Origin of the sequence: Neorhizobium alkalisoli, assembly GCF_007829835.1 — a bacterium.
Lineage (GTDB): Bacteria > Pseudomonadota > Alphaproteobacteria > Rhizobiales > Rhizobiaceae > Neorhizobium.
In genome coordinates this window covers 47,466-70,078 of record NZ_VIWP01000016.1, presented here as the reverse complement: position 1 = coordinate 70,078, position 22,613 = coordinate 47,466, and the positions used below count along the sequence as shown (strand labels likewise).

The 22,613-nt window shown below is 59.9% G+C and carries 22 protein-coding genes; 3 read left to right on the top strand and 19 right to left on the bottom strand.

The features are described 5' to 3' along the window. Nucleotides 1–87: 87 nt before the first annotated feature. A complete protein-coding gene (locus FHW37_RS31090; RefSeq protein WP_145643436.1) occupies nt 88–1,227 on the bottom strand; it encodes an acyl-CoA dehydrogenase family protein in 1,140 nt (379 codons plus the stop codon). After that, nucleotides 1,224–2,381, bottom strand: a complete 1,158-nt coding sequence (locus FHW37_RS31085) for a CaiB/BaiF CoA transferase family protein (RefSeq protein WP_145643435.1) — start codon at nt 2,379–2,381, stop codon at nt 1,224–1,226. Before FHW37_RS31085 ends, FHW37_RS31090 begins: the two co-directional genes overlap by 4 nt. Nucleotides 2,382–2,456: 75 nt before the next feature. On the opposite strand from FHW37_RS31085, the gene FHW37_RS31080 reads away from it, so the two are divergent. Continuing rightward, entirely contained in the window at nt 2,457–3,365 is a 909-nt protein-coding gene (locus FHW37_RS31080) for a LysR family transcriptional regulator (RefSeq protein ID WP_246691018.1), read from the top strand. Nucleotides 3,366–3,385: 20 nt separating this feature from the next. Here FHW37_RS31080 and FHW37_RS31075 read toward each other — a convergent pair whose 3' ends face one another. The 11 genes from FHW37_RS31075 to FHW37_RS31025 all read right to left on the bottom strand — a co-directional run bounded on the left by FHW37_RS31075 (nt 3,386) and on the right by FHW37_RS31025 (nt 13,739). After that, nucleotides 3,386–4,153, bottom strand: a complete 768-nt coding sequence (locus FHW37_RS31075) for an anti-sigma factor family protein (RefSeq protein ID WP_145643434.1) — start codon at nt 4,151–4,153, stop codon at nt 3,386–3,388. Beyond that, nucleotides 4,150–4,677 carry an RNA polymerase sigma factor gene (locus tag FHW37_RS31070; RefSeq protein WP_145643433.1) on the bottom strand — a complete coding sequence of 176 codons (528 nt, stop codon included), beginning with the start codon at nt 4,675–4,677 and terminating at the stop codon, nt 4,150–4,152. Before FHW37_RS31070 ends, FHW37_RS31075 begins: the two co-directional genes overlap by 4 nt. Nucleotides 4,678–4,734: 57 nt before the next feature. Next, nucleotides 4,735–6,192 (bottom strand): YncE family protein, encoded by a 1,458-nt coding sequence (locus FHW37_RS31065; protein WP_145643432.1) that lies wholly within the window; start codon nt 6,190–6,192, stop codon nt 4,735–4,737. A 17-nt stretch (nt 6,193–6,209) separates the two neighbouring features. Further along, nucleotides 6,210–6,692, bottom strand: a complete 483-nt coding sequence (locus tag FHW37_RS31060) for a DUF305 domain-containing protein (protein WP_145643431.1) — start codon at nt 6,690–6,692, stop codon at nt 6,210–6,212. A 74-nt stretch (nt 6,693–6,766) separates the two neighbouring features. Further along, nucleotides 6,767–7,639 (bottom strand): CopD family protein, encoded by an 873-nt coding sequence (locus tag FHW37_RS31055; protein ID WP_186458492.1) that lies wholly within the window; start codon nt 7,637–7,639, stop codon nt 6,767–6,769. Then, entirely contained in the window at nt 7,636–8,001 is a 366-nt protein-coding gene (locus FHW37_RS31050; protein ID WP_145643429.1) for a copper resistance CopC family protein, read from the bottom strand. The genes FHW37_RS31055 and FHW37_RS31050 overlap by 4 nt, the downstream gene beginning before the upstream one ends. A 381-nt stretch (nt 8,002–8,382) precedes the next feature. Then, nucleotides 8,383–9,657: an epoxide hydrolase family protein gene (locus tag FHW37_RS31045; protein ID WP_145643428.1), complete on the bottom strand. Its 1,275-nt coding sequence runs from the start codon at nt 9,655–9,657 to the stop codon at nt 8,383–8,385. A gap of 137 nt (nt 9,658–9,794) precedes the next feature. Continuing rightward, a complete protein-coding gene (locus tag FHW37_RS31040; RefSeq protein WP_145643427.1) occupies nt 9,795–10,232 on the bottom strand; it encodes a nuclear transport factor 2 family protein in 438 nt (145 codons plus the stop codon). 35 nt (nt 10,233–10,267) lie between these two features. Next, nucleotides 10,268–11,536 (bottom strand): epoxide hydrolase family protein, encoded by a 1,269-nt coding sequence (locus tag FHW37_RS31035; RefSeq protein ID WP_145643426.1) that lies wholly within the window; start codon nt 11,534–11,536, stop codon nt 10,268–10,270. Between the two features lie 76 nt (nt 11,537–11,612). After that, on the bottom strand, nt 11,613–12,809 hold the full coding sequence (locus FHW37_RS31030) for an MFS transporter (protein ID WP_145643425.1): 1,197 nt from the start codon (nt 12,807–12,809) through the stop codon (nt 11,613–11,615). 87 nt (nt 12,810–12,896) lie between these two features. Beyond that, nucleotides 12,897–13,739 carry an alpha/beta fold hydrolase gene (locus tag FHW37_RS31025; RefSeq protein ID WP_246691019.1) on the bottom strand — a complete coding sequence of 281 codons (843 nt, stop codon included), beginning with the start codon at nt 13,737–13,739 and terminating at the stop codon, nt 12,897–12,899. 350 nt (nt 13,740–14,089) lie between these two features. Between FHW37_RS31025 and FHW37_RS31020 the strand changes: the two genes are divergently transcribed. Next, nucleotides 14,090–14,950: an AraC family transcriptional regulator gene (locus FHW37_RS31020; RefSeq protein WP_246691017.1), complete on the top strand. Its 861-nt coding sequence runs from the start codon at nt 14,090–14,092 to the stop codon at nt 14,948–14,950. A gap of 182 nt (nt 14,951–15,132) precedes the next feature. Continuing rightward, a complete protein-coding gene (locus FHW37_RS31015; protein ID WP_348642854.1) occupies nt 15,133–16,005 on the top strand; it encodes an AraC family transcriptional regulator in 873 nt (290 codons plus the stop codon). Nucleotides 16,006–16,032: 27 nt separating this feature from the next. Here FHW37_RS31015 and FHW37_RS31010 read toward each other — a convergent pair whose 3' ends face one another. The 6 genes from FHW37_RS31010 to FHW37_RS30980 all read right to left on the bottom strand — a co-directional run bounded on the left by FHW37_RS31010 (nt 16,033) and on the right by FHW37_RS30980 (nt 22,612). Continuing rightward, entirely contained in the window at nt 16,033–16,386 is a 354-nt protein-coding gene (locus tag FHW37_RS31010; protein ID WP_145643423.1) for a putative quinol monooxygenase, read from the bottom strand. Between the two features lie 274 nt (nt 16,387–16,660). Beyond that, entirely contained in the window at nt 16,661–17,662 is a 1,002-nt protein-coding gene (locus FHW37_RS31005) for an alcohol dehydrogenase catalytic domain-containing protein (RefSeq protein ID WP_145643422.1), read from the bottom strand. A gap of 58 nt (nt 17,663–17,720) precedes the next feature. After that, nucleotides 17,721–18,476: an SDR family NAD(P)-dependent oxidoreductase gene (locus tag FHW37_RS31000; RefSeq protein WP_145643421.1), complete on the bottom strand. Its 756-nt coding sequence runs from the start codon at nt 18,474–18,476 to the stop codon at nt 17,721–17,723. A 143-nt stretch (nt 18,477–18,619) separates the two neighbouring features. Then, complete coding sequence (locus FHW37_RS30995) at nt 18,620–19,600, bottom strand: LysR family transcriptional regulator (protein WP_145643458.1); 981 nt, start codon at nt 19,598–19,600, stop codon at nt 18,620–18,622. 436 nt (nt 19,601–20,036) lie between these two features. Further along, complete coding sequence (locus FHW37_RS30990) at nt 20,037–21,119, bottom strand: hypothetical protein (protein ID WP_145643420.1); 1,083 nt, start codon at nt 21,117–21,119, stop codon at nt 20,037–20,039. A gap of 485 nt (nt 21,120–21,604) precedes the next feature. Then, a complete protein-coding gene (locus FHW37_RS30980) occupies nt 21,605–22,612 on the bottom strand; it encodes a sensor histidine kinase (protein WP_145643419.1) in 1,008 nt (335 codons plus the stop codon). Nucleotide 22,613 lies beyond the last annotated feature (1 nt).

Here is a 22,613-nt window from a genome sequence, read left to right as displayed (position 1 = left end):
GTGGACCGGCCGGAGACCGCGATAGGGCAACGGCTCAACGCTCCGAACAACGACGAACACCAAGAGAAGGCAGAACCGAAATGCGACTTACCGTCCATGCAGAAGACTCCTCGCAATAATGCTGCGCTGGATCTCCGAGCTGCCTTCGTAGATCCGCAATATGCGAAGATCTCTGACATATCTCTCAAGCGGATAGTCTCGGGTGTAACCATTGCCGCCGTGAATCTGGAGAGCCTTGTCGGCAATGCGCGCCGCGGCTTCCGTCGAAAACAGCTTCGCCATTGCAGCTTCGGTCGAGTATCGTCGGCCGGTGCCCCGCATCTTCGCCGCGTTCAGGCCGAGCGCACGCGCGGCCGAAAGGTCGACGGCGCAGTCGGCAAGCATCCACTGTAGACCTTGAAAATCCGAAATGGGATGTCCGCTGACCTTGCGCTCCTTTGAATAGGCGAGTGCAGCCTCGAGTGCTGCCGAAGCTATACCCGTTGCCTGCGCGGCCACTTCGATGCGACCGTTATCGAGAGCACTCAGTGCAGTTCGAAATCCCGAGCCTTCCGTCCCCAAAAGGCTTGATGATGGAACGACACAATCGAGCGTAACAGTGAAGACGTGGCCGCCTCTGAGGCCCATGGTCCGCTCTGGCAGGCCGAATTCAATTCCCGGAATGTCTTTCGGTTCGACCAGAAAGGCGCTGATGCCCCGTGCTGCCAGTTCGGGAGAGGTTTTCGCGTAGACAATGATGAAGTCCGCGTAAGCTGCATTGGAAATGAAGCACTTGGTGCCACGGATGTGATATCCAAGCTCGGACTTCACCGCCCTCGTACTCATATCGACCGGGTTGGAACCCGCCTGAGGTTCCGTGAGAGCAAATGCGCCCAGCATTTCGCCGGCCGTGGCGAGTGGCAGGATCCGCGCTTTCTGATCCTCGTTGCCGCCGATCTCTATCGAATCCGTTGCGAGAAAATGGGCGGTCAGCATGGACGCCGTCGAGCCGCAGGCTCCGGCAATCAGCTCGACCGCTTCATAAAGGGCGACACCGCTCAGGCCCAGGCCGCCGTGGTCGGGCGAGATGTTCAATCCCATCAGTCCCAGGGCGGCCATGCTCGCCAGGTGGCGCGTGGCGGTCTCCTCGTTGGCGTCGAGAATAGGCGCGTAGGGCAACAGTTCCTGTTTGGCGAAACGCTCGATCTGGTCGAGTATCAATCTTTCTTCTTCGTTCAGATCGCTCATGGACGTGCTGCCTCGATCAGTTCGCGTATTTCATCATTGTGTTCATTCAGCTCCGGAGCTGCCCTGCGTCCTCCTCGTTGGTCACCAATGAAATGTGCCGGCTGTTCCGGCAGGGGAAGCTCGCCTCCATCTCTCGTTGTTGCATTTGAATACAGGCTTCGATGATGGGTCTGCGACGACATCCACGCCTGCCGCGCGGACACGATCTCTGAGCTGGGAACGCCGACATCGGCCAGCATCTTGACGGCATCGGCTGCGGTCAGATCCCGTGCCCACGCGATGATTGCTTCGGCCAGGGCCGGCTCGTTTTCTCGCCGCCCGGCATCCGTTGCGAACCTCGGATCGTCGATGAAATCCTGGCAGCCAATGACCTCGCAGAAAGCTTTGAAAAGCCGATCGTTCAGCACCGCGACGGCAAAAAAGCTGTCCCCTGCGGGATAAACACCAAAGGGCGCCGACAGGGGATGCTTGTTGCCGGTGCGCGCCGGATCGCCATTGGCGAGAAGAACCCGCGCAGCGGCTGTCGGCATCATTGCCAGCAACGAGTCGAAAAGAGAGACGTCGATCGTCCGGCCTCTTCCGGTCCTTTCTCTTTCGAAGAGCGCGACCATGATCGCCCAACTGGAAAACAGACCTGCCGCGACGTCTCCAAACGATTCGCCGATCATCGTCGGGTCGCCGGTCTCGCTGCCAGTGAGTTCCATAAGCCCCGTCATGGCTTGGACGATAATGTCGTATGCGGGGCGCATGGCATTCGGCCCCGTCTGTCCGAAGCCGGATATGGACGCGAAAACGAGCCTGTCACTGTCTGCGCGCAAAACCTCCGGCCCGAGGCCCAGCTTGGCCATGACGCCAGGGCGGAAATTTTCGACCACCACATCGGATCGGCTTATCAAGGCACGAAGCGCTTTGATCTCGTCCGGATTTTTGAGATCCATGGCAATGGATTTCTTGCCACGATTGACGCCTTCGAAAAGTGCGCTTTTGCCGTTGAAGAAGGGCCCGATGTGCCGATAGTCGTCGCCCTCGATGCTTTCGATCTTGATGACCTCTGCGCCCATGTCCGCCAGGAGTGCCGTGCAGTAAGGACCGGCAAGGACTCGGGTAAAATCGATGACCCTTATCCCGCTTAATGGTCTTTTGGTCGACGGCATGGTCCGCTCCTGTTGAGCTTCCAGCCTATTCAATTTTGGGATATAGGTAGAAATATAGATTGATGATATGAGATATTGAGTTTGCCTGTACCCTTTAACCTCAGACAGGTGGGATACGCTCTCGCCGTCGCCGACAAAGGCTCGACCGCCGCGGCCGCCAGGGCGCTCAATGTGTCGCAGCCATCGGTCTCTCAGGCAGTCACGCAACTGGAGGCGCATTTCGGGCAAGCGCTTTTCCGACGGACGTCAGGTCACGGCTTGCAGGTCACCCCGTTCGGACGCTCGAAAATCCCCGAATTTCGGCGGCTGCTGGATCAGGCGGAGTGGGTTTTCTCTGCAAGGCCCGCCGATATGGTTGCCCACAAACTGACGCTCGGCGTGTTTTCCACCGTCGGGCCGCGTTATGTCCCGAGGCTTGTTCGTCTGTTTGCGGAACGCTTTCCTGGCAGTCGCGTGGAGTTGGTCGAGGACGACCTTCGCGGCCTCGTCGAGGGACTGACGTCAGGTAGAATTGACCTCGCGGTCATGTATGATGTCGGGCTTCCGGCCGGGCTGCATCTCACCAGCCTCAAGGAGGTTCGCCCCTATGCACTTGTGCATGAAGGACATCCTCTCGCCGACAATAAGACGGTGTTCGTGCGGGACCTGCTGCAAGATCCCCTCATTCTCATAAGCCTGCCGCATAGCAGGGGCTTCTTTCTCTCGATCGCCCAAAGCCAGGGATTGCCGGTGACGATCGCTCTGGAGACGAAGTCGATCGAGATGGTTCGGTCGATGGTTGCCAACAAGCTGGGTTTCAGCCTGCTCGCCACGGACATCGCACATGACGCGACCTACGATGGGCAAGGTGTCCGGCGTCTTGAAATTTCTGACGACATTCCACCGCACAAGATCGTTCTCGCAGCGTCGGCATCTTTGCCATTGACAGAAGCCTCCAAGGCTTTCCGCGACTTGACACTCGAAACGTTCGAGGTGGAATTTTGAGCTCGCAAGGCGTTGAGCCCTCAGATCTGCGAGCGGATGTCGTCGGCGATAGGATGTAGGTCCTCGGAGTTAATGCCGCCGACGAGGCTGTACCCCAATCCCTGCTTGGCCCAGCTCCAGCCATGAATATCGTGCTGATCGCTTGGTACCATCGCTCTGTCGGAATCGACTTGCATACGCCTGGTCAGCAGCACGATACGGCTACCCTTATCGTTGTCATACATAAGCATGAGGCCCGATCCGTAGGGCGTTGGAACCACGCGCCCCCCCATCAGCCGATAGCCGGACTTGCTCAGATCCGGGATCACGGCTTCGCCGCCGATGGTTGCCGAGGCAAGGACTTTCAGATCATCACTGCCATCGGCTCGCACTTCGACCGGTCGCACACGATCGGGTGCAAACGCACTGTAGCTGGCCGATGCTTCCTGCGCTAAGGCTGCGACGCCTTCGGTCGGCGGCATGTTATAGCCTTTCAGCAGCCAGCCGCCCGAAGCCCCGATCGCGAGAAGGATAACGGCTGCGGCGGCCATCCGCGCAACCGGCCGTCTTTTGGGCAGTTGCTGTTTTTCGATGATATTTGCAAGGTTCAGACGGCTCGGTATCGGCTCGGCAGCGACCGGTGCCAGGGCTGATCTCAGCGCTGCGGTATGTTGCCTGTAGGCCGCGACACGCTTGGCCGCGTCATCGTCAGTTTCGAGGAAGGCTGCCACTTCAAGGTGGCGTTCGGCATCGAGCGCTCTGTCCACGAAGGCCTGTAGGTCATCTTCGCTGATCGGTCTCTTCGTCATTTGACCCTCCGGATAAATGGGCCTTTGGCCTTGGTGTCTGCTGGACTGGTTTCAAGGATCTGCTTCAGTTGCTCGCGTGCGCGGGACAAGCGGGACATAACGGTTCCGACCGGCACGTCGAGGACGGTTGCCGCTTCGGCATAACTCAAATCCTCGACGGCAACCAAGAGCAGGATGCTGCGATAGTCCGGCGGCAAACGGTCGATCGCCGCAAGGACATCCTGACCGAACAAGGTCCTGTCCTGCCCGGCATCCACGGCCGCCGTCGCCTCCGGCATCGTCTCAAGCGTGACGAGGTCGGCGCGCCTGGCGTCCTGGCGTATCCTGTTGACCGCAAGATTGTGCAGGATTGCAAACACCCAGGAGCGGGCATTGTCATCGCGTCGGCGGCTCCAGTTCATGACCACCCGCTCGAGGCAATCCTGAACGATGTCGTCCGCCGTCTCCTTATCCCTGACCAGGCCACGGGCGTAACGCCTCAGCGCCGGGATCATAGGCTCTACCTGGAAAAGCAGGTCATCCATGGTGCAAATCCTTCAGGACGGATGGCCCGCAGTCAAGCTGCGGGCCATCCTTTCACATCAATCGGCCTGGACCTGCAGCACCTCGCCTGGCTTGCCGTCGTGCGAGGCGGCGATAACCAGATAACGGCGCTCGTCCTTGTGCCTGGATTCGACGATCTGGCGGATCGGGCCGACCGCATTGACGATCGCCGAACCGGCAGGGTTGGTCATGAAGTTCGAAAGGCCTTGAAGCGGTCCGCTTCCATCGGCCTTGTCGGACAGCGCAAGCACATACATCGTCTTCGGCTCAAGACCCGTGGCAGAAGCCTGCAGGACCTGCGTCAGACCCTGATCGAACAGCGTGACGCTTGTCGGGCTCTTCTTTTCCTTGTCACCCTTTGCAGACAGTTTCAGATGCGCGGCTTCGCCTGCTGTGCCAAGCGGCTGCAGGTTCTGTAATCCGTCACCTTCCGGAACGGCGTTCGGCACGTAATTGACGGCCTGTGCCGCCTGGCCGATCGGGATCGTCGCGATGACCTTGTTGGTCAAGGTGTCGATCGCGGCCATGGCATCGGCGTTTTCAAGGCCGACATAGACGCGGGTACCGTCACCCGACGGCCAGATCCCATGCGGCAGGTTGCCGACCGGGATCGTCGCGACCTGCTCAAAATTGTCGGTACGGAACACCTTTACCTCGTTCAGACCGCCGACCGTGACATAGGCGAAGCTGCCATTCTTGTTGGTAACGAGATTGACGTGGTTGGTGATCGGGCCGGTATCGATGGTCTTGATGACGTCGAAGGGCGGTTTGGCATTAAAGACCTGCACCTTGCCGGTGTCCTTCAGCGTGAACCAGACCTGATTGCCATCGGGTGAAGCGGCAATGTTCGGGCAGAACGGGCTTGCCTGTTTGACATGGCCGACGATCTGCTTGTTCGAGAGGTCGACGACGACGGTTTCCGGATTGAACGATGAGCAGATATAGCCGTACTTGCCGTCAGGCGAGAAGATCTGCATGCCGGGGCCGGCCGGGACCTTGATCTGCGCCGTCTCTTCAAAGGTCTTGGCATCGATGACGGAGATATAATCCTCGCCGCGCACCGTCACCCAGATTTCCTTGCCGTCCGGCGTGTAGAAGGCTTCATGCGGCGAGCGGCCGACATAGGTCGTGTGCTTGACGGTGTTGGTGGCCGTGTCGATGAAGGTGACGGAGTTGGAGCCGATCGAGACGACGGCGATCGTCTTCTTGTCCGGCGAGAAGCCCATGCCGTGGACGAGGACCTGGCCCTTGTAGAGCGGCGAGAGGTTGCCGGGCTGGGGATCACCGAGCTTGATGACGCCGAGCAGCTTGTTGGTCGCGGGATCGGTTACGGAAACGGTATTGGAGAACTGCTCGGCGGCATAGACCCGGTCCTTACTGCTGAACGGGATATCCGGGTCGGATGCGGCAAACGGAGCCTGTCCTGCGAAGGCGGAAAAAGGCAAAAGGATACTGCCCGCCAGCAAGCTGGCGGCAAAGGATGTCCGGATGTTCATGGTGAAAGACCTTTGACTTACATCTTCATGTTTGGATCCATGGCCTGGCTGGGCTTGGATCGGGCGGGGGTGTTCTCCGGGGCGACCTGGGTCGGGGCGGCGCCGGATGGGGGAAGCGGATCACCGATCGCAAGCTTCATGGCTGCGATCTCCTGCTGCTGATCCACGATGATCTCCTGCGCGATGCGCTTGAGCTGTTCGTTCTTGCCGTATTTGAGGACGGCAAGCGCCATGTCGATGGCGCCCTGATGGTGCGGGGTCATCATCGCCACGAAGTCACGATCGACATCGCCGGTTGGCTCAACCTCCATGTCCGCCATCATCTTGTTCATGGCCGCATCATTTTCGGCCAGGTAGGCGGCCTCGGGGCCAGCGTCTTTTGCCGATGCGGCCGCATGAACGTGCTGCGCCGGATCATGGGCGAAGGCGGTGCAGGCGCCAGTAACTGCCAGTATCGAGGCGGCAAGAACGAGCGATTTTCGGTTTGACCAGATCGTCATTGGGTTCTTCCTTCTGCTTTCAGATGGGTAGACAACCGGGTGAGGCATCTATTCCAACGATGTGCGATTTATTTTCAGCTCGGGTCTTCGAGCCCGAAGGTGGCGACGAGTGCAAAGGCGCAAAGCCCGAGCGCGATCTCGCAGGCGGCGCCAGCCATCAGGGCTCTCCGCGCGAAACGGGGATCTGTGGGACATCGGGGGACGATGACGTAGCGGTCAACGACAGCGATGGCGCACATGGCGCCAACCACCGCGACCTTCAGCAGAAGATACCGCTGATACGTGACATGCCACTCAAATTGCAAATGCCCGACGATGACCCAGATGTTGACGATGCCGGTCAAGAGGACGAGGCCAACTGCGACGTGGCCGCCGCGGGAGAAAAGGCGCATCGCCGATATGGCCGCTGTTCTGAGCTGCGGAGATCGCGACAGATGTACCAGTGCGATGAAGGGCAAGAGCGCGCCCACCCAGGCGGCCGCCGACAATATATGGACGGCGGCGATGCCGATATGCGCGATTCCGGCAAGGTCCAGTCCTTCGGCCAAATGTCCGGTCGTCGGCACTTCCGCCAGCGCAAGGCCGGCGAGGCCGACACCAAGCTTTTCCCGCCCGGTGGCGAAGGCACCCACCATTGCGATGCAGATCACGGCTTGAGCGGTGGCGGAAATCCCGGCATGCGTCTGAGATGCCACGCTCCAAAGCAGCTCGGGCTGCAGGGCCGCCTGCCACCCGAGGCCGAATTCAGCCGTCTCGAAGGGTATGGTTGCGAGCGCCGACGTCGTTGCCAGCGTGACGGCGATCTGAATGGGGCGGCGCAGAACCGCCACTAGCGGTTTCTGGAGTTCCTCGCCGGCAATCAGCGCAAACCCACCGGCGCCCCAGATCAGCGACAGGCCCGCATCTCTCGCCATACGTTCGACGATAAGGGCAGCATGCGGCGTCACGACATCACCTCGAAGCTCGTGGTGCCGGACGTGCGATGGCCATCGACCGCAAGCACGCTCCATTCCACTGTGTAGTGGCCCGCAGGCAATGTCATCAACGGCGAGGCGGTCAGGTGCTCTCCGGCTTCAAGCGTCTCCGATCCGAGCGGCACCTCGCGGCCATCGGCAGACCGAAGAACCAGATGCGAGAATGCCGGTTCGACCGGTTCGGACACTTCGATCGCGATCTTGGCTGGCGAGACATTCAGGCGCGCGCCGTCCGCCGGCGTGGAGGTCTTCAGATGCGCGTGAGCGGATGCGGCGCTGGCGATAGTAATCGACAGAAGCAGCGATAGGGCAGGCACGAGGATTTGGCGTCGCAAGGCAGTCTTCCCTTTTCAAGTTGTTCGACTGTGACGGTAGACACCGGAGGCCGGCGCCTATTCCCCGATGGATGAAATTTCTGCCGATCGGTCAGCAGGCAGGTGATCCGGATGACCGGATCACCTTTTCACCATGCATTGCGTGAGGCGCTTTGCGGATGTGAGGAATTGCGCAAATTGTATCTTATTGCTCACATCCGGCAGGCGCTGGGACTTCGCCAATAGGATTGTCCAAATGGTCACGAAGCCTCGTGCTTTTCCGTGCGCCGATCTTCAACAGGATTGGCCTTACGGGCGCGCCGCCATGCTCCCGGCGTGTCGGCGACGAGATCCAGTGGTAAATTGGGGGGCGAATTATTCCACGCAGCGGGGCGCCGGAGACTACATCGTGGCGAAAGCCCTGCGCAGCTCTTCCGTAAAGATCTGCGGTTGCTCGAAGGCGGCGAAATGGCCGCCATGGGCTGCCTCGCCCCAATAAGTGAGCTTCGAATACATGCGATCGCCCCAGATTTTCAGCGGGCGGAACAGTTCGCCCGGAAAGACGCTGACGCCGACCGGAATATCCAGTTTCTGCGGGGTGAAGGTCGTCTCGAAACTTTCCCAGTAGAGCCGGGCGGAGGAAGCCGCGGTTTCCGTCAGCCAGTAAAGGGTGATGTCGTCCAGCATCTGGTCGTAGCCCAGCGCCTTTTCCGGATGATGGTCGGAATCGGTCCAGTTGCCGAATTTCTCGTAGATCCAGCTTGCTTGCCCGATCGGGGAGTCGGTGAGCGCGTAACCTATCGTCTGCGGCCGTGTCGTCTGGAGCTTGGCATAACCGGCTTCGTGGGTGCCGTATGCGATCAGTTGCGCAATCGACGCCTGCTCTTCGGCGGTCGGTGTGCCTTCGATCGGCGGTGGAAAGAGGATCGGAAGGTTGAGGTGGATGCCCTTCAGGCCGGGCACGTGCTGCTTGGCCATCCAGGTCGTGACACCGGCGCCGTAATCGCCGCCCTGTGCATAATATTCCGTATATCCCAAACGCTGCATCAGCACGGCCCACGCTTTTGCGATACGCGGCAGGCCCCAGCCGGTCTTCGTCGGTTTGTCGGAAAAACCGAAGCCGGGCAGGGAGGGAATGACCACATGGAACGCATCCTCTGCCTTTCCACCATGGGCGGTCGGGTTGGTCAGCGGGTCGATGACGTTGAGAAACTCGATGACGGATCCCGGCCAGCCATGGGTGAGGATCAGCGGCCGTGCGCCATCATGCTTCGACTTCACATGGATGAAGTGGATGCCGAGGCCATCGATCTCGGTGCGGAACTGCGGATAGGCATTGAGGCGTTTCTCGATCCGCCGCATGTCGTACTTGTCCCGCCAATAGGTGAGAAGCAATTCGACGGAGTGCAGCGGCGCACCCTGCGACCAGTCATCGACCGTCTCTTTTTCGGGAAGCCGGGCCATCTTCAGGCGGGTCCTGAGGTCGTCGATCGCGACAGCCGGGATCTTTACCTTGAACGGTGTGACAGCTTCGGTGGCTACGGGTATCGCCAGACTTGCTGGCGCAGCGGCAGCCGGTTCGACGGCGGCGATGACGGGAAGGGCAGCGGCAGCCGTCAGCAGAAATCGGCGAGACGGGTCGAAGCCGGCGGATGAGGTCTTGCTTGTCGGGGTCATTGATGTTGTCCGGGGTGGGAGAAATCCATTCGATGAGGGGAAAATAATTCCCCTCTCGGACTGTCAGAAGTCGCCACGATTAGACGTACTATCCATTGAGGTGGATAATCCCGGCCATCATGCAGGATCCGGCACCATCAGATCAGCGAGGCGCCGAGATTGCCGAGCACGCCGAGCTGCCCCAGAATGATCGTTGCGGCAGTATAGCAGTGGAAAGATGTCACCTTGCCGTCCTTCAGATGGAAGACGTCGCAGCATGGCGCATGCATCTCACGTCCGGTCGGCCCGATCGTGCCGGCGGGAAGGGCGAGCGGTCCGGTCTGGGTGCCGTTGAGCGTCAGCTCGACGATGACAACATCGCCCATGACGTAGAAATTACCGAGTTCGCGGTGCATGTCGTGAAAGGCTTTCGCATAGATCTCGACCGTATTGCCGATTTCCCGGCCGTAATATTTGGCACCTGCCGAAACGTCCCAGAAATATCCGCCCTCGGCAAAAAGCGCGACGAACGCGTCGACATCCTTCACCTCGGCGGTGCGGTAGAGTTCGCGGATCACGGCCTCGTTGCTGGTCATTTTAAGTTTCCTCTTGGTGGTGGTTTGGATCGGGTTCAGCGGATCGAACGGAATGCCTTGCGCATCTCTTCCGAGAAAAGCGCCGGCTGCTCGAAGGCGGCGAAATGGCCGCCCTTGTCGACCTCATTCCAGTAGAAGAGGTTCGGCCAATGTGCCTCAGCCCATGCCTTCGGGGCCCGGTAGATCTCCTTGGGGAAAATGGTCGCGGCCATCGGCAGCTCTATACGGCCGGCATCGAAGCCGCCGCCATTACGGGCGTTCTCCCAGTAGATGCGTGCAGAGGACGCTGCGGTGCCGGTGAACCAGTAGAGCGCGATGTCGTCCAGCATCTCGTCGGTCGTCAGCGCATCCTCCGGCTCGCCCTTGTTATCGGTCCAGGCCTGGAATTTCTCGTAGATCCAGGTGGCCTGGCCGACGGGCGAATCCTCGAGCGCATAGCCGATCGTCTGCGGCCGGGTCGCCTGTTCCTTGAAATAGCCGAACTGGTCGCTTGCGAATTTCATCGCGGCGTCCATGGCAGCCTTTTCCTCCGGCGTCGGGTTGTCCGGGAATTTTTCGGGGAAGACGAGCGGCCAGTTGACATGCGCGGCAACCAAGCCTTCGGGGCGGACATGGCCGAGCGCGTGTGTGACGCCCGAACCCCAGTCGCCGCCTTGTGCCACCCACCTGGTATAGCCGAGGCGCTTCATCAGCACGCCCCAGGCGTTGGCGGTGCGCACCACGGTCCAGCCGACCTCGCTCGGTTTGTCGGAAAAGCCGAAACCGGGTTGCGAGGGGATGACGACATGGAAGGCATCTTCCGCCTTGCCGCCATGGGCGGTGGGATCGGTCAGCGGCCCGATCACCTTCAGGAATTCGACGACGGAGCCCGGCCATCCATGGGTAAGGATGATCGGCAGGGCGTTTTCGTGCTTCGACTTCACATGGATGAAGTGAATCCCGAGACCATCGATTTTCGTGCGGAACTGAGGATAGGCGTTGATCTGCCGCTCGAACCGGCGCCAGTCGTATTTATTCCGCCAGTAGGAGACGAGCGCCTTGGCCTTTGCCAGAGGTACACCCTGAGACCAGTCCTCGATGGTCTCCTTTTCGGGCCATCTTGTGGCTCCAAGCCGGCGCTTCAGATCGTCGATCGCAGCCTGCGGGATGGAGACCTTGAAGGGCGTCAGGCCATCATTTGCCGGCGGCAATGAAAACGGTGCGGTTTTTGCGTCTGCCGAGGAGGCTATAGCCAAGGCGGCGGGCGCGGCGACTGCGAGCTTCAGGAGATGTCGGCGGTTTGACTTTGGGGTGTCATCGGTCATGGGAGGATCCTGGGATGAGGTTGAGCGAGTGAAGAAGCCGGTGAGGGAGGCCGGCGAAAGTCGGAGCAAGGCAATGTCATATCGCTCTTGTGCCTGCGGCTCGGGTTCGACTGCCGATGCGGAGCGCGATCCCGACGATGAGGCCGCAGGCGAGATTGAGGATGGCGCCGCTGCCGAAAGCCATGGTCACGCCAAACCCATCGGCCACCCGGCCGCCGAGATAGGAGCCGGCTGCCAGCGAGATCTGGAAAACGGTGACGATCAGCGCGGAACTGGCTTCGAACCGTTCCGGATCGGCGGCGTAGGTCCAGAGCTGGATGCAGACCGGTACGGCGCCGAAGGCTGCACCCCAAAGGGCGACCCAGAGGATTTCGAGCGGCAGGTTTTGCGTGGATGCAGCCGTTGCCGCGATGGCAATCGTCATGACAAGCGCCAGTCCGAAAAATCCGACCTGGGGTCTGCTGCGGCCGAACAGTTCGCCCAGATAGGTTCCGGCAACGCCTGCCAGACCGTAGACGGCCAAGACCCATCCCAGCATTGAAGGCGTAACGCCGGCATCCGTCACCAGATGCGGCTCAAGATAGGTATAGGCGGCAAAATGTCCGGCTGCCGCGAGCGCCACCGCGATAAAAGCGAGCGCAAGCCTGCGATTGGTCGCCGCTGCGAAAAGCCCTCGCACCGTATGAGCGGTGGCGATCGCGATCCGCGGCAGGAGGAGCGCCTGGGCGATCATCACTGCAAGCCCCAGCCCTGCGACAGACCCGAACGCCAGCCGCCAGCCGAAGAGACCGTCGAGCGTCGAGCCGATCGGAACACCGACCACGGTGCCGATGGAAATACCGGCCATGATGATCGTCGTGGCACGGCTGCCATGGCGTTGTTCGACGAGCTTGCGGCCGACCGCGGCGGCAAAGGTCCAGAACCCGCCGACGCTGACGCCGAGGATCGCCCTGGCGATCAGGGCGATCGGGAATGACGATGCGGTCGCCATCAGGGCGTTGGAGAAGACGACGAGACAGGTGAAGGCGAGAAGGAGAAGACGCCGGTCGATCGCCCGCGCGGCGATCGTGCACACCGGTGCGGCGATTGCTGCCATCATGCCGGGGATCGTCACCAATATACCGGCCTCACCCGCCGGCACGTCGAATGCGCCGGCGATATGCGACAACAGGCCGATCGGCAGGAATTCGCTTGTTACGATGACGAAAGTGCCGATCGCGACCGAAAGGACCGCGGCCCATGACGATCGCGGGCGATCGGAGATCTCTGTCATACCGGGCTCCGTGCAGATGGAAGGGGCCGTCCCCGGCGCGACGAGGTGCCGGGGACAGCGGTCAAGGCCTAAAGGCTGGCGGCGCGGTCAGGCCTTGACGAAGGCGAGCAGGTCCGGATTGATGACATCGGCATGGGTCGTCAGCATGCCGTGTGGATAGCCCTTGTAGACCTTGAGCGTGCCGTTCTTCAGAAGCTTGACCGAAAGCTCGCCGGAATCGGCAATCGGCACCACCTGATCGTCATCGCCATGCATGACGAGAGTCGGCACGGTGATCTTCTTAAGGTCTTCCGTCTGGTCGGTTTCGGAAAAGGCCTTGATGCCCTCGTAATGGGCCTTGACGCTGCCCATCATGCCCTGGCGCCACCAGTTGCTGATCACGCCGGGATAGACTTTCGCGCCATCGCGGTTGAAGCCGTAGAAGGGGCCGGTCGGCACGTCGAGGAAAAACTGCGCGCGGTTGGCGGCGAGCGCCGAGCGGAAACCGTCGAACACTTCAATCGGCGTGCCACCGGGGTTCGATGCCGTCTTGACCATCAGCGGTGGAACGGCGGAAACGAGCACGGCCTTGGCGACGCGGCCCTGCGGCTGGCCGTATTTCGCGACATAGCGGGCGACTTCACCGCCGCCGGTCGAATGGCCGATATGGACGGCATTCTTCAGGTTCAGATGCTCGGCGACAGCCGAGGCGTCGGCGGCATAATGGTCCATGTCGTGACCTTCGGAGACCTGTTGCGAGCGACCGTGGCCGCGGCGGTCATGGGCAACGACACGGTAACCGTGCTGCACGAAGAACAGCATCTGCGCGTCCCAATCGTCCGACGACAGTGGCCAGCCGTGATGGAAGACGATCGGTTGGGCATCCTTCGGACCCCAGTCCTTGAAGAAGATTTCGACGCCGTCCTTGGTTTTAACGAAGCTCTCGGTCATGGGGTGTTTTCCGTTCATGCTGTGGGAGGAGGATTTGCTGGCTGCGAGGCTCGGCACCGCCGAAAGCGACACGGTCGCCACCAATGCGGCGCCGGTCAGCAGGGCGTCACGCCGGGTGATGGGCAGGGTCTTGTCGTCGGGAGTGGTCACGATCCGAATATCCGAATGAAAGAGGATGCTTGAGAACGGCGGCCAACCTATGCGGCGTGATGGGGCACGGCGATGCGCGTTCTTGCGCAAGCTGTACGTTCTTGCTCCAAAATTCGGGTCGATCCATTTCTCCGGTTTACGCGGGCCACGTGAGGCTTCACCTCTGGGTTTAAGGCAGCAGGCCGGTATCGGGAGGGCTCATGAGCGGCGAGGAGCTGCACGAGAATGTCGTGCGCGTAGAGCGGCGTTTTCAGTCCTGGAATGGCGTGACGATCGTCGATGTGCATGAATACACGAAGGGCGAAGTCCTCCATCCTCTGCTCAATGAAGGAGAGACGGGCATCGCCCTGGCGCTTGACGAAGTCGGTGGCGTCACCGAACCGCGCCTGAAACCTGGCGAAGCCTGCTTGCTCGATCACAAGCCCAATCACATGACGCTGGTGCCGCGCGGCATGCCCCTCTGGGGCCATGCGACCAAGGAATTGCAATATAGCCGGTACGCCCTGCTTCTTTTCGACCTCGGCACGCTCGAACAGCGTTTCAAGGATGATTTTCAGGCCAAATTCTTCGAGACCCCAAGGCTCAGGTTCACCCATCGCCGGATACATGAGCTGGTGCGAATTCTGATCGGCCTCTCCGATGATGACCAGTCCATGACCCTGCTGGGAGACAGTCTGACATCGGCAGTCTTCGCCTTGCTTTCGAGCGAAGGCACGGAACCGATCGGATCAGGGCTCTCCGATCGGGCCTTGTCGCTGGTTGTCAGCTATATACAGGATCAGCTTCCAAAGCAGATCGAGCTATGCGAGCTGGCTGGTCTTGCGGGCATGTCGCAGTGGCATTTCTCGCGCATGTTCAAGGCCTCGACCGGATTGTCGCCCTATCAATGGCAGCTCGATGCGCGATTGAAGAAGGCCCGGCACCTTTTGCTGAGCACCGACGAACCGGTCGAGAGCATTGCGGCCTCGGCCGGATTTTCCGATTCCATGCATCTCTCTCGCCAATTCAGGCTGAAGTTCGGCATGCCGCCCGGCATCTGGCGGAAGACGCATCGCTCCTGACCGGTCAATGACACGGCTGCCCCGGCTGGATTTTGTCTTCAGATTTGAACGTTCTTACGCAAATCGCGCCGCAGCAACTTCCCGTCCATTGTTTGAACGATGCGGGCCATTAGGGTGTTGTCTCGATATGACTTCACCACCCCAAGGCCACCCGCCTTCCTCAAACGTCGAGTATGATCGGCATGCCCGTAATTTTCGAAAGCGATCTGCCAGAAAACGTCATCAGCATCGAGCGGCGATCGCAGACCTGGAACGGGGTCACGGTGGAGGACGTCCACGAACACGCCAATGGCGGCGTCCTGCATTCCCTGCTTTACGAGAATGACACGCGCTTTACCGTGAACCTGGAAGAGGTGGGCGGGCTGACCGAACCGCGGCTGAAGCAGAACCAGGCCTGCGCGCGCGAGCATGCTGCCAATCACATGGCGCTCATTCCGTGCGGCATGCATCTGTGGGGCTTTGCGCAGGATCTGCGTTATTGCCGATATGGAATTCTGATCTTCGACATTCCACGGCTGCGCGAACGTTTCGAAGAGGATTTTATGGTCCAACCATTCGAGGAACCGCAGTTGCGGTTCACCGATCATCGCGTTCTGGCACTGGTCAGGATGCTGATCGACATCCCGATGGATGACAGCGCCTCGACATTGCTGGGCGACAGCCTGACGGCGGGGGTCTTCGCGCTTCTTTCGGCACCGCGAAAGCAGGTCGAGGAAGGCGGAAGGCTGGCGCCCTGGCAGGTCAAACGCGTCACGGAATACATGCGAGACCAGCTTCCGCGACAGATCGAACTCAAGGAACTCGCCAGCCTGATCGGGCAATCGCAATGGCATTTCTGCCGGGCATTCAAGGCATCGACGGGTGTTTCACCCTACCAGTGGCAGCTTGAGGAGAGGGTCAAACTCGTCCAGCGGCTGCTTCTCGATTCGCAAACTCCACTCGAAACGATCGCGGAAGCCACCGGTTTCAACGATTCCATGCATCTGATCCGCACCTTCAAGAAGCGATCGGGGCAGACGCCTGGCGCATGGCGTCGCGACAACGCCATGCGGTGATGTCGCGACGTCTCGAGCGAAAATCTCTCAGGAGACCCGACCGCGCGGATCGTCGATATGCTGTTTGGCGACGTCGTAACGAACGCCCTGCCGATCAAGAATGCGGACATTCTTCACCACATGCGCGAGCGCCTTCAGGAAGGTTGCTGAATTCTCGTGCTCATCATAGGCCTTCTCATCGGAATAGCCCTCGACGAGATGAAAGGTATTCGGATCGGTGAGATCCTGGGCAAAGGCATAGAAGATGCAGCCCTTGATCTTTGCGGCGGCCTCCATATCCGGGATGACGGCGTCGATGAACGTCTGACGGTCATCGGGATGGACCCGGTAATAAGCGCTGACGACGACGCCGGTCGGAAGGGTCTTGTCGTGATCGGCCATGATGGTGTCTCCTCTTGAATTTGTTGTGAATCTCTTGGTGAATTTCGGCCGCGGACACCGCGGCCGATGATCGAAGGTAACCGCCGGTGATGACCTGCGACGATGGAAATTCCTGCCCGCGATTGCAGCTTCTTGCGCCAAATTGCAGAGCACCTGTGATGCCATCGGTAGATGGTGAGGCGACGGGCTGTGATCCCTTTCGCGATCGCTCATGATGCTGGTGATACGGGAGGATGCCGGGCGAGCCATGCGCCAACCGGCCTTTGACAGGATGCTATCGTGTCGCCAGCAGCACTGTGCCGGTCTTGCCCGTGGTCTTCACGCGCGCCGCAGCCTGCGCCACTTCGGACAGATCGTAGATCCTCTCGATGGGGAAGAGTTCCGGCTTGCCAGCCGCCAATCCGAGAGCCAATTGCAGATCCGCCTTCCTGATCTCGGCAGGCAGTCCTGCCCAGCGTCCGACGGTGACGCCGGATAAGCGAATGTCGCGCGTCGAGAAATAAAGAGCCGGGACCGTGATGGGCTGGCCGGACAGATCGCCATAGGAAATGAGATGGCCGCCCTGCGAAAGCAATCCCACGACACGGCTGGCGATCTCGCCCCCGACCGGATCGAGCACGACCCTGATCGGTCGGCCATCGGCTGCAACAGAGACCCTGTCCGCCCAGTCGACGCTCTCGGTGGACAATACCGGCAAGTCCGGAAAGACGACGTTGAGTTCGTTGACGCCGGCCTCGCGCCGAACGATGGCAATCACGTCATATCCGCGCTCGATGAGCAGCCCGATTGTCAGGCGGGCGACTGCGGACCCTGCAGCCGTCAAGACAACCACGTCATGACCGGGTCTTGCGCCGGAAGCCTCAACTGCGCGTAAGAGCAAGGCTGTTGTCAGTGGGTTGACGTGAAGCTGGGCGGCCGCCTCGTCCGTGACAGTGTTGGGGATCACTGTGACGTACTCAGCAGGCACGATCGCCTTCTCGCTCCAGGCGCCGCGGCCGGGAAAGAACGCTACACGCTCTCCGGCTGCAAGGTCTACGCCTGCGCCCGCCTCTTCGACAATACCATAACCCTCGAAGCCCACCGGCACGCCGTCTTTGGGAACGACAGCACCGGGTTGATATCGCCCGGCGATACCCAGCAGGTCTCCATGGTGAACAGGACGAAGAAGGACACGGATCAGAACGTCTCCCTTGCCCGGCCGGCCGGGTTCGGGACGCTCGATCGCCTGAAGCACATCTTCGGGCTTTCCGTGCTTGAAACAGACGGCGGCGCGCATTTTCGGATCTCCTTGATTGGACTTTGTTGGGGGCGGTGCCGGGCCGCCCCCGGCATCGTCAGATCTGGGCCTTGCCGCCATCGACGAAGAGTTCGGCGCCGTTGACGAAGCTCGACTCCTCGGTTGCCAGGAAAAGAACGGCCTTGCCGATTTCTTCCGGCTCGCCGACGCGGCCGAGCGGAACGGTCGATGCGAGATAGTCGAGGAGGCCCTGCTGCTGTACCTTGTCATCGCCAGCCAGCTCGACCAGGCCCGCCGTATGGATCGGGCCGGGCGAGACGACGTTGACGCGGATGCCGGTGCCCTTGAGATCGAGGATCCAAGACCGTGCCAGATTGCGCACCGCAGCCTTGGAGGCGGAGTAGATGCTGAAATTGGCGTTGCCTTCGATGCCTGTCACCGAGCTCGTCAGGATGACGGAGGAGCCTTGGCCCAGCAGGGGCAGCGCCTTCTGGACGGTGAAGACGACCGCCTTGACGTTACGGTCGAACGTGTCATCGAAATGCTCTTCGGTGATCTGACCGAGGGGAAGCATTGCGCCGCCGCCGGCGTTGACGAAGAGGACGTCGAGACGGCCCTGTTCCGATTTCACCTTTGCAAAGAGGTTGTCGAGGTCTTCGTTCCTGGCCGAGTCGGCCTGGACACCGACGGCGCCGTGGCCGATCTCGGCAACAGCCTTGTCGAGTACATCCTTGCGGCGGCCGGTGATATAGACCTTGGCGCCTTCGGAAGCGAAGAGCTTTGCCGTTGCAAGGCCGATGCCGCTGGTGGCGCCGGTCACGAGTGCGATCTTGTTTGCCAGTCTGTTGGTCATGGAAATCTCCTTGTTCTTGCGCATGCGAAAGGGCTCAGCCCCACGCGCATGGGCTGTTGATCATGTCGAAACTGTTCGGTGTGGGTGGCGATGGCGGCTGTCTCAGCCGCTTCGTCGCCGTCCGATGAGATGAAGTTAGGTCTTCAGCGTCCGGGCGAGAAGTTGCCCGGCGTGGAGAGATTATCCATCAGGGTGGATGATGAATGGGAATGGCCTTCGGGACGGCGCGCATCGCAGGCCGCGAAAAGTTGCGTGGCCCATTCCGTGAAGGCACGCAGTCTGGGGTTCGGGAACCGGTCTGCAGGATAGACGAGATGCAGGACGTGATGATCCGGCTTCCAGTCCGTCAGCAGTTCGACCAGCGTCCCGTCGGCGAAATGCGGTCTTGCCAGATAGCCGAAACTCTGCCCGATACCCAGCCCCGACAGGAGTGCGGTCAGATGTGCCGTGCTCTCGTTGACCGAGATACCGTCGACCGGCTGGACTTCCAGCCGCTCGGCGCCGCGAACGAAGCGCAACGGGAAACGCTTGCCCGAGGTGGCCGAGAAATAGCTGACAACCTGGTGGCCGGCGATCTCGTCCGGATGCCGCGGCGGGCTCCGACCCTCCAGATAGGCGGGGGCGGCGCAGACGACGTAATCTAGCTCGCAAAGGCGGCGCGCCTTCAGCGAGGAATCGGCCAGCGCCCCGCCGCGAATGACGCAGTCTATTCCTTCGCCGATCAGATCGGCCGCCCTGTCGTTGACGCCGAGAAGCAATTCTATCTCGGGATAGCGGGTTCGGAAATCATCGAACGCCGGGATGAGGATCCTGTTCGCCAAAACCGAGCCGATATCGACACGCAGGCGGCCCTTTGGCGTGGCACGCGCACCTTTGACCGTGCTGTCCATCTCGTCGAGATCGGCCAGCAGATGCAGCGCCCGCTCATGATAGGCCACGCCTTCGTTCGTCATCGTCACCGATCGTGTCGTCCGCTCGACCAGCTTGGTGCCGAGATGCGCCTCCAGATCCTGGATCAATTTGCTGACCGATGAGCGCGGAAGGTTCATGGTGTCCGCTGCCTTGGCGAATGATCCTGCTTCGGCCACTCGAACGAATGTGCGTATGGCGAGAAGCTGGTCCAAATGCAGAAACCTATTCGTCATTGTCTTGAACGAAGAGATACAGGATACTTAATCCGGTGCCCATGCAGGTTCCTGTGCAGAACTGCATCTTTTTGCTACGCCGTTCGCGAGATGAGCCGCATGCAATTTTTTCGTAGTCGGGCGAGGCCCACGGTCGGTTATTAGAACTCCGGTATTTGCAGCGAGATGTACTTGAACGGGTCGGCGGTTCGTTATGGTTTAAGACCCGGAAAATTCGCAAGTCTCCCTGCGTTCAGGCCCCCGCAACCAAAAATAACTTCCCGGAATGAGCAAAAACACACCGCGCCAGAAACTATAATGCTCTCGTCGGAATATCAGCCACGACAAGACATAATAGCCAAGTTCGCCCTAAGGCTTTCTGCTCTCGTCTGCGGGTGATATCAGCACGAGCCAGTCCGAGAAAACAGCCGAGGTATCAACCCGCTCCCTGCCTTGCAGCTGCGACGCTGCAGCTGGCGAAGTTCTTCACGTCTTTTCGGATGAGGGGCCAGTCGACAAAACTCGTCTCTGCAAAGGTTCCTTCGAGCGTTATGCCGCTTTCGTCCAGTGTGAAGGTGCATTGCGGGAATGTCCCATTGCCGGAGCATTGCACCAATTCATCAATCAATCCGTCACGAATGGCGACGAAACTCTTTTTAGAACGATCGATGGATCTGGGTTGCGGGGAAACGACGAGCGAGAGACCGTCGTGGGAGGAAGGGGCTAATCGAATATCAGGGACATCATCGAGCCTTGTGGTATTGCCGCTTGTGATGTTGAGCATGCGTATTGCATGTTCCGCGATTGGAGCGCGCGACCGAAAATGGAAGCGGATCGACGGTTGCCGCTTGTTCAGTGGGATCCACTTTCCGTCCGCGCCCTTACTGTCTTCCGGCGGCACAGGGCGGGCGCCCTCTACATACATTTTGAAACTGATCCAGGACACCTTCTCGTCGCTTTTCGGAGAGCGTGGTGGATAGGGATCTCTGTAGACGGCAGGATAGAGAACGCGAGTATCGTTGAAAGGGATGGTGCGAGAGCTCGCATCGCGGCGGGGCTCAGTTATGACGGCCCCGATCATTGGTCCTGTCTGGCGGAACGGATCGCAGGCCGGAATGGCCGGAAGTGAATCCGCTGTCGGCAAGGCTGCATAGAGTGCCCTCGACTCCCACTGCCGATAGACGCCATAAGCTGCTGTGCCGGCCGGTAGGGCTGAAAGACCCGTAAGGATGACGAGTATCCCCTTGCCGCTTCTGGCACCCCATCGCAGTCTCAGTAGAGCGGCACGGGTTGTGACCCCTGAAACGGCTCCCGCAGCGAAGAGGAGTATCGGGAAGGAGAAGATGAAGACGACCAGGCCTCCACCGCTGCCGGCCCAAAACAGGAGGCCGACGACTATTCCAAGGCAGATCAGGAAACGAATGCCCAATCCTATCCAGGCATGCGCGGATACAGTGCCAACGAAGCCAACGCCGTATGTCAGGATGATCGTTGAGAAGATTAGCCAGTTGTGACCCATTAGAATGAACTTAGTCCACAGCGCTTTTTAAAATCACGTGAATCCAATTGTTCCAAATTTACGGGCTTGCTGACAGCGATGCCAACGGCCAATGGAACGACAAGCAATTGTGATAATAGTATTATCTGTCCTCATCGCCAGGAACGGGATCGCTGCGTCAGCTTTCGGCGTATTGCCGATCTCCAGCAGCCCTTCGACGAGAGAATATTTCCGTTAGACATATGAGTTCGCTGTTCGCTTCACTCCATATTCGGCCAGGACCAAACCATCATAGAGCTGTTTGACGACAGCACGCCTCATCCTGATTGCGAGACTGTCGTGGAAGATTTCGAGCGCTCTTTCTGTTTCTGACGCTGTTAACCATCCTTCGTTGAGACGCCAGCGCCGGAAAAAGAGCCAGTCGAGCTCACTGGATCGATTTGACTCAACATCCCATCGAGCATTTTCGACTGCGTAGCGCCCAGGCTTTTGGTTCGGAACCTGTGTTACGCCAATGAAGCGGTGACAAGGAACGCAGCACCGCGATGCGGAGCGTCTAGCAAGGCGATGGTCGCTCCGTGAGAGCTCAGCATCGAGCGAGCGATCTCAAGCCCCATGCCGGTGCCTCCTTCCTGGCGTCGGGGGGAGAAAAACGGCTGGAACACCAGGTTGCGGTTCGCTTCAGAAATTCCATTGCCGTTGTCACTCACCAAGATGTTCATCGAGCGCCCATCGACTGTGGCTGCAACGTCGAGATGTGTCGCGCCATTCTGGAATGCATTTTCCGCAAGATTGCTGAAGACCACAATGGCAGCCTCGCTCGAGAGCGCGAAGCGTACCGCGGATTGCCCGGAAGCCGTGACGCTCTGCTTTGGAAAACGGTCCTTGAGGACGTTGCAAATGTCATCTGCGCAAGTGCGGTCTGTTGGGAGCGGTGTTTCTGCCTGGGCAAGTTCCCTCAGTCTTGCCAATAACAGCTCCAGCCGCTTGGCATCGGCGATGATGTTCTCAAGAAACCGCAGACGCTCTGCGTCGGTCATGGGTTGCTCGGTGATATCCTCGCGCAAGAGTTCGGCGGCCCCGCGGATCGAGGTCAATGGCGACTTGAGCTCATGGGAGACATGTCCGGCAAATGAACGCACGTATTCGTCGCGATCGACCAGTTTGCCGGCAAGATTTAAAAAACTCTGTGACAAGGTCGCGATTTCACGCGTGCCATAGCTGTCAAGTGGCTGGATGGCGGCGCGGCCGCCTTGGCTGATTTCATTTGTCCTTCCAATCAGCGCATTGATAGGGCCGGCGATATTGCGATTGAGCACATAGGCGACCGCCAGAGTGACGAGAAACACGCCAAGGAGGGGAGCGGCCCCAGCGGATGTCGTCAAGGATGTATTGTCGGTCGCCCGAAACCAGACAAAGCTGACGATCGGTAACATCATAATCGACAGCAAGACGGAATAGACGATCAGCGCGATCGGTGGCCGCCATTTCGTTTTTACCTTTGGGGCCGGCATA

Coding starts and splice junctions, on each gene's coding strand:
- FHW37_RS31090 (WP_145643436.1), bottom strand. CDS start 1,227: ATGAGCGATCTGAACGAAGAAGAAAGATTGATACTCGACCAGATCGAG.
- FHW37_RS31085 (WP_145643435.1), bottom strand. CDS start 2,381: ATGCCGTCGACCAAAAGACCATTAAGCGGGATAAGGGTCATCGATTTT.
- FHW37_RS31075 (WP_145643434.1), bottom strand. CDS start 4,153: ATGACGAAGAGACCGATCAGCGAAGATGACCTACAGGCCTTCGTGGAC.
- FHW37_RS31070 (WP_145643433.1), bottom strand. CDS start 4,677: ATGGATGACCTGCTTTTCCAGGTAGAGCCTATGATCCCGGCGCTGAGG.
- FHW37_RS31065 (WP_145643432.1), bottom strand. CDS start 6,192: ATGAACATCCGGACATCCTTTGCCGCCAGCTTGCTGGCGGGCAGTATC.
- FHW37_RS31060 (WP_145643431.1), bottom strand. CDS start 6,692: ATGACGATCTGGTCAAACCGAAAATCGCTCGTTCTTGCCGCCTCGATA.
- FHW37_RS31045 (WP_145643428.1), bottom strand. CDS start 9,657: ATGACCCCGACAAGCAAGACCTCATCCGCCGGCTTCGACCCGTCTCGC.
- FHW37_RS31040 (WP_145643427.1), bottom strand. CDS start 10,232: ATGACCAGCAACGAGGCCGTGATCCGCGAACTCTACCGCACCGCCGAG.
- FHW37_RS31035 (WP_145643426.1), bottom strand. CDS start 11,536: ATGACCGATGACACCCCAAAGTCAAACCGCCGACATCTCCTGAAGCTC.
- FHW37_RS31030 (WP_145643425.1), bottom strand. CDS start 12,809: ATGACAGAGATCTCCGATCGCCCGCGATCGTCATGGGCCGCGGTCCTT.
- FHW37_RS31025 (WP_246691019.1), bottom strand. CDS start 13,739: ATGACCGAGAGCTTCGTTAAAACCAAGGACGGCGTCGAAATCTTCTTC.
- FHW37_RS31020 (WP_246691017.1), top strand. CDS start 14,090: ATGAGCGGCGAGGAGCTGCACGAGAATGTCGTGCGCGTAGAGCGGCGT.
- FHW37_RS31015 (WP_348642854.1), top strand. CDS start 15,133: ATGCCCGTAATTTTCGAAAGCGATCTGCCAGAAAACGTCATCAGCATC.
- FHW37_RS31010 (WP_145643423.1), bottom strand. CDS start 16,386: ATGGCCGATCACGACAAGACCCTTCCGACCGGCGTCGTCGTCAGCGCT.
- FHW37_RS31005 (WP_145643422.1), bottom strand. CDS start 17,662: ATGCGCGCCGCCGTCTGTTTCAAGCACGGAAAGCCCGAAGATGTGCTT.
- FHW37_RS31000 (WP_145643421.1), bottom strand. CDS start 18,476: ATGACCAACAGACTGGCAAACAAGATCGCACTCGTGACCGGCGCCACC.
- FHW37_RS30990 (WP_145643420.1), bottom strand. CDS start 21,119: ATGGGTCACAACTGGCTAATCTTCTCAACGATCATCCTGACATACGGC.
- FHW37_RS30980 (WP_145643419.1), bottom strand. CDS start 22,612: ATGCCGGCCCCAAAGGTAAAAACGAAATGGCGGCCACCGATCGCGCTG.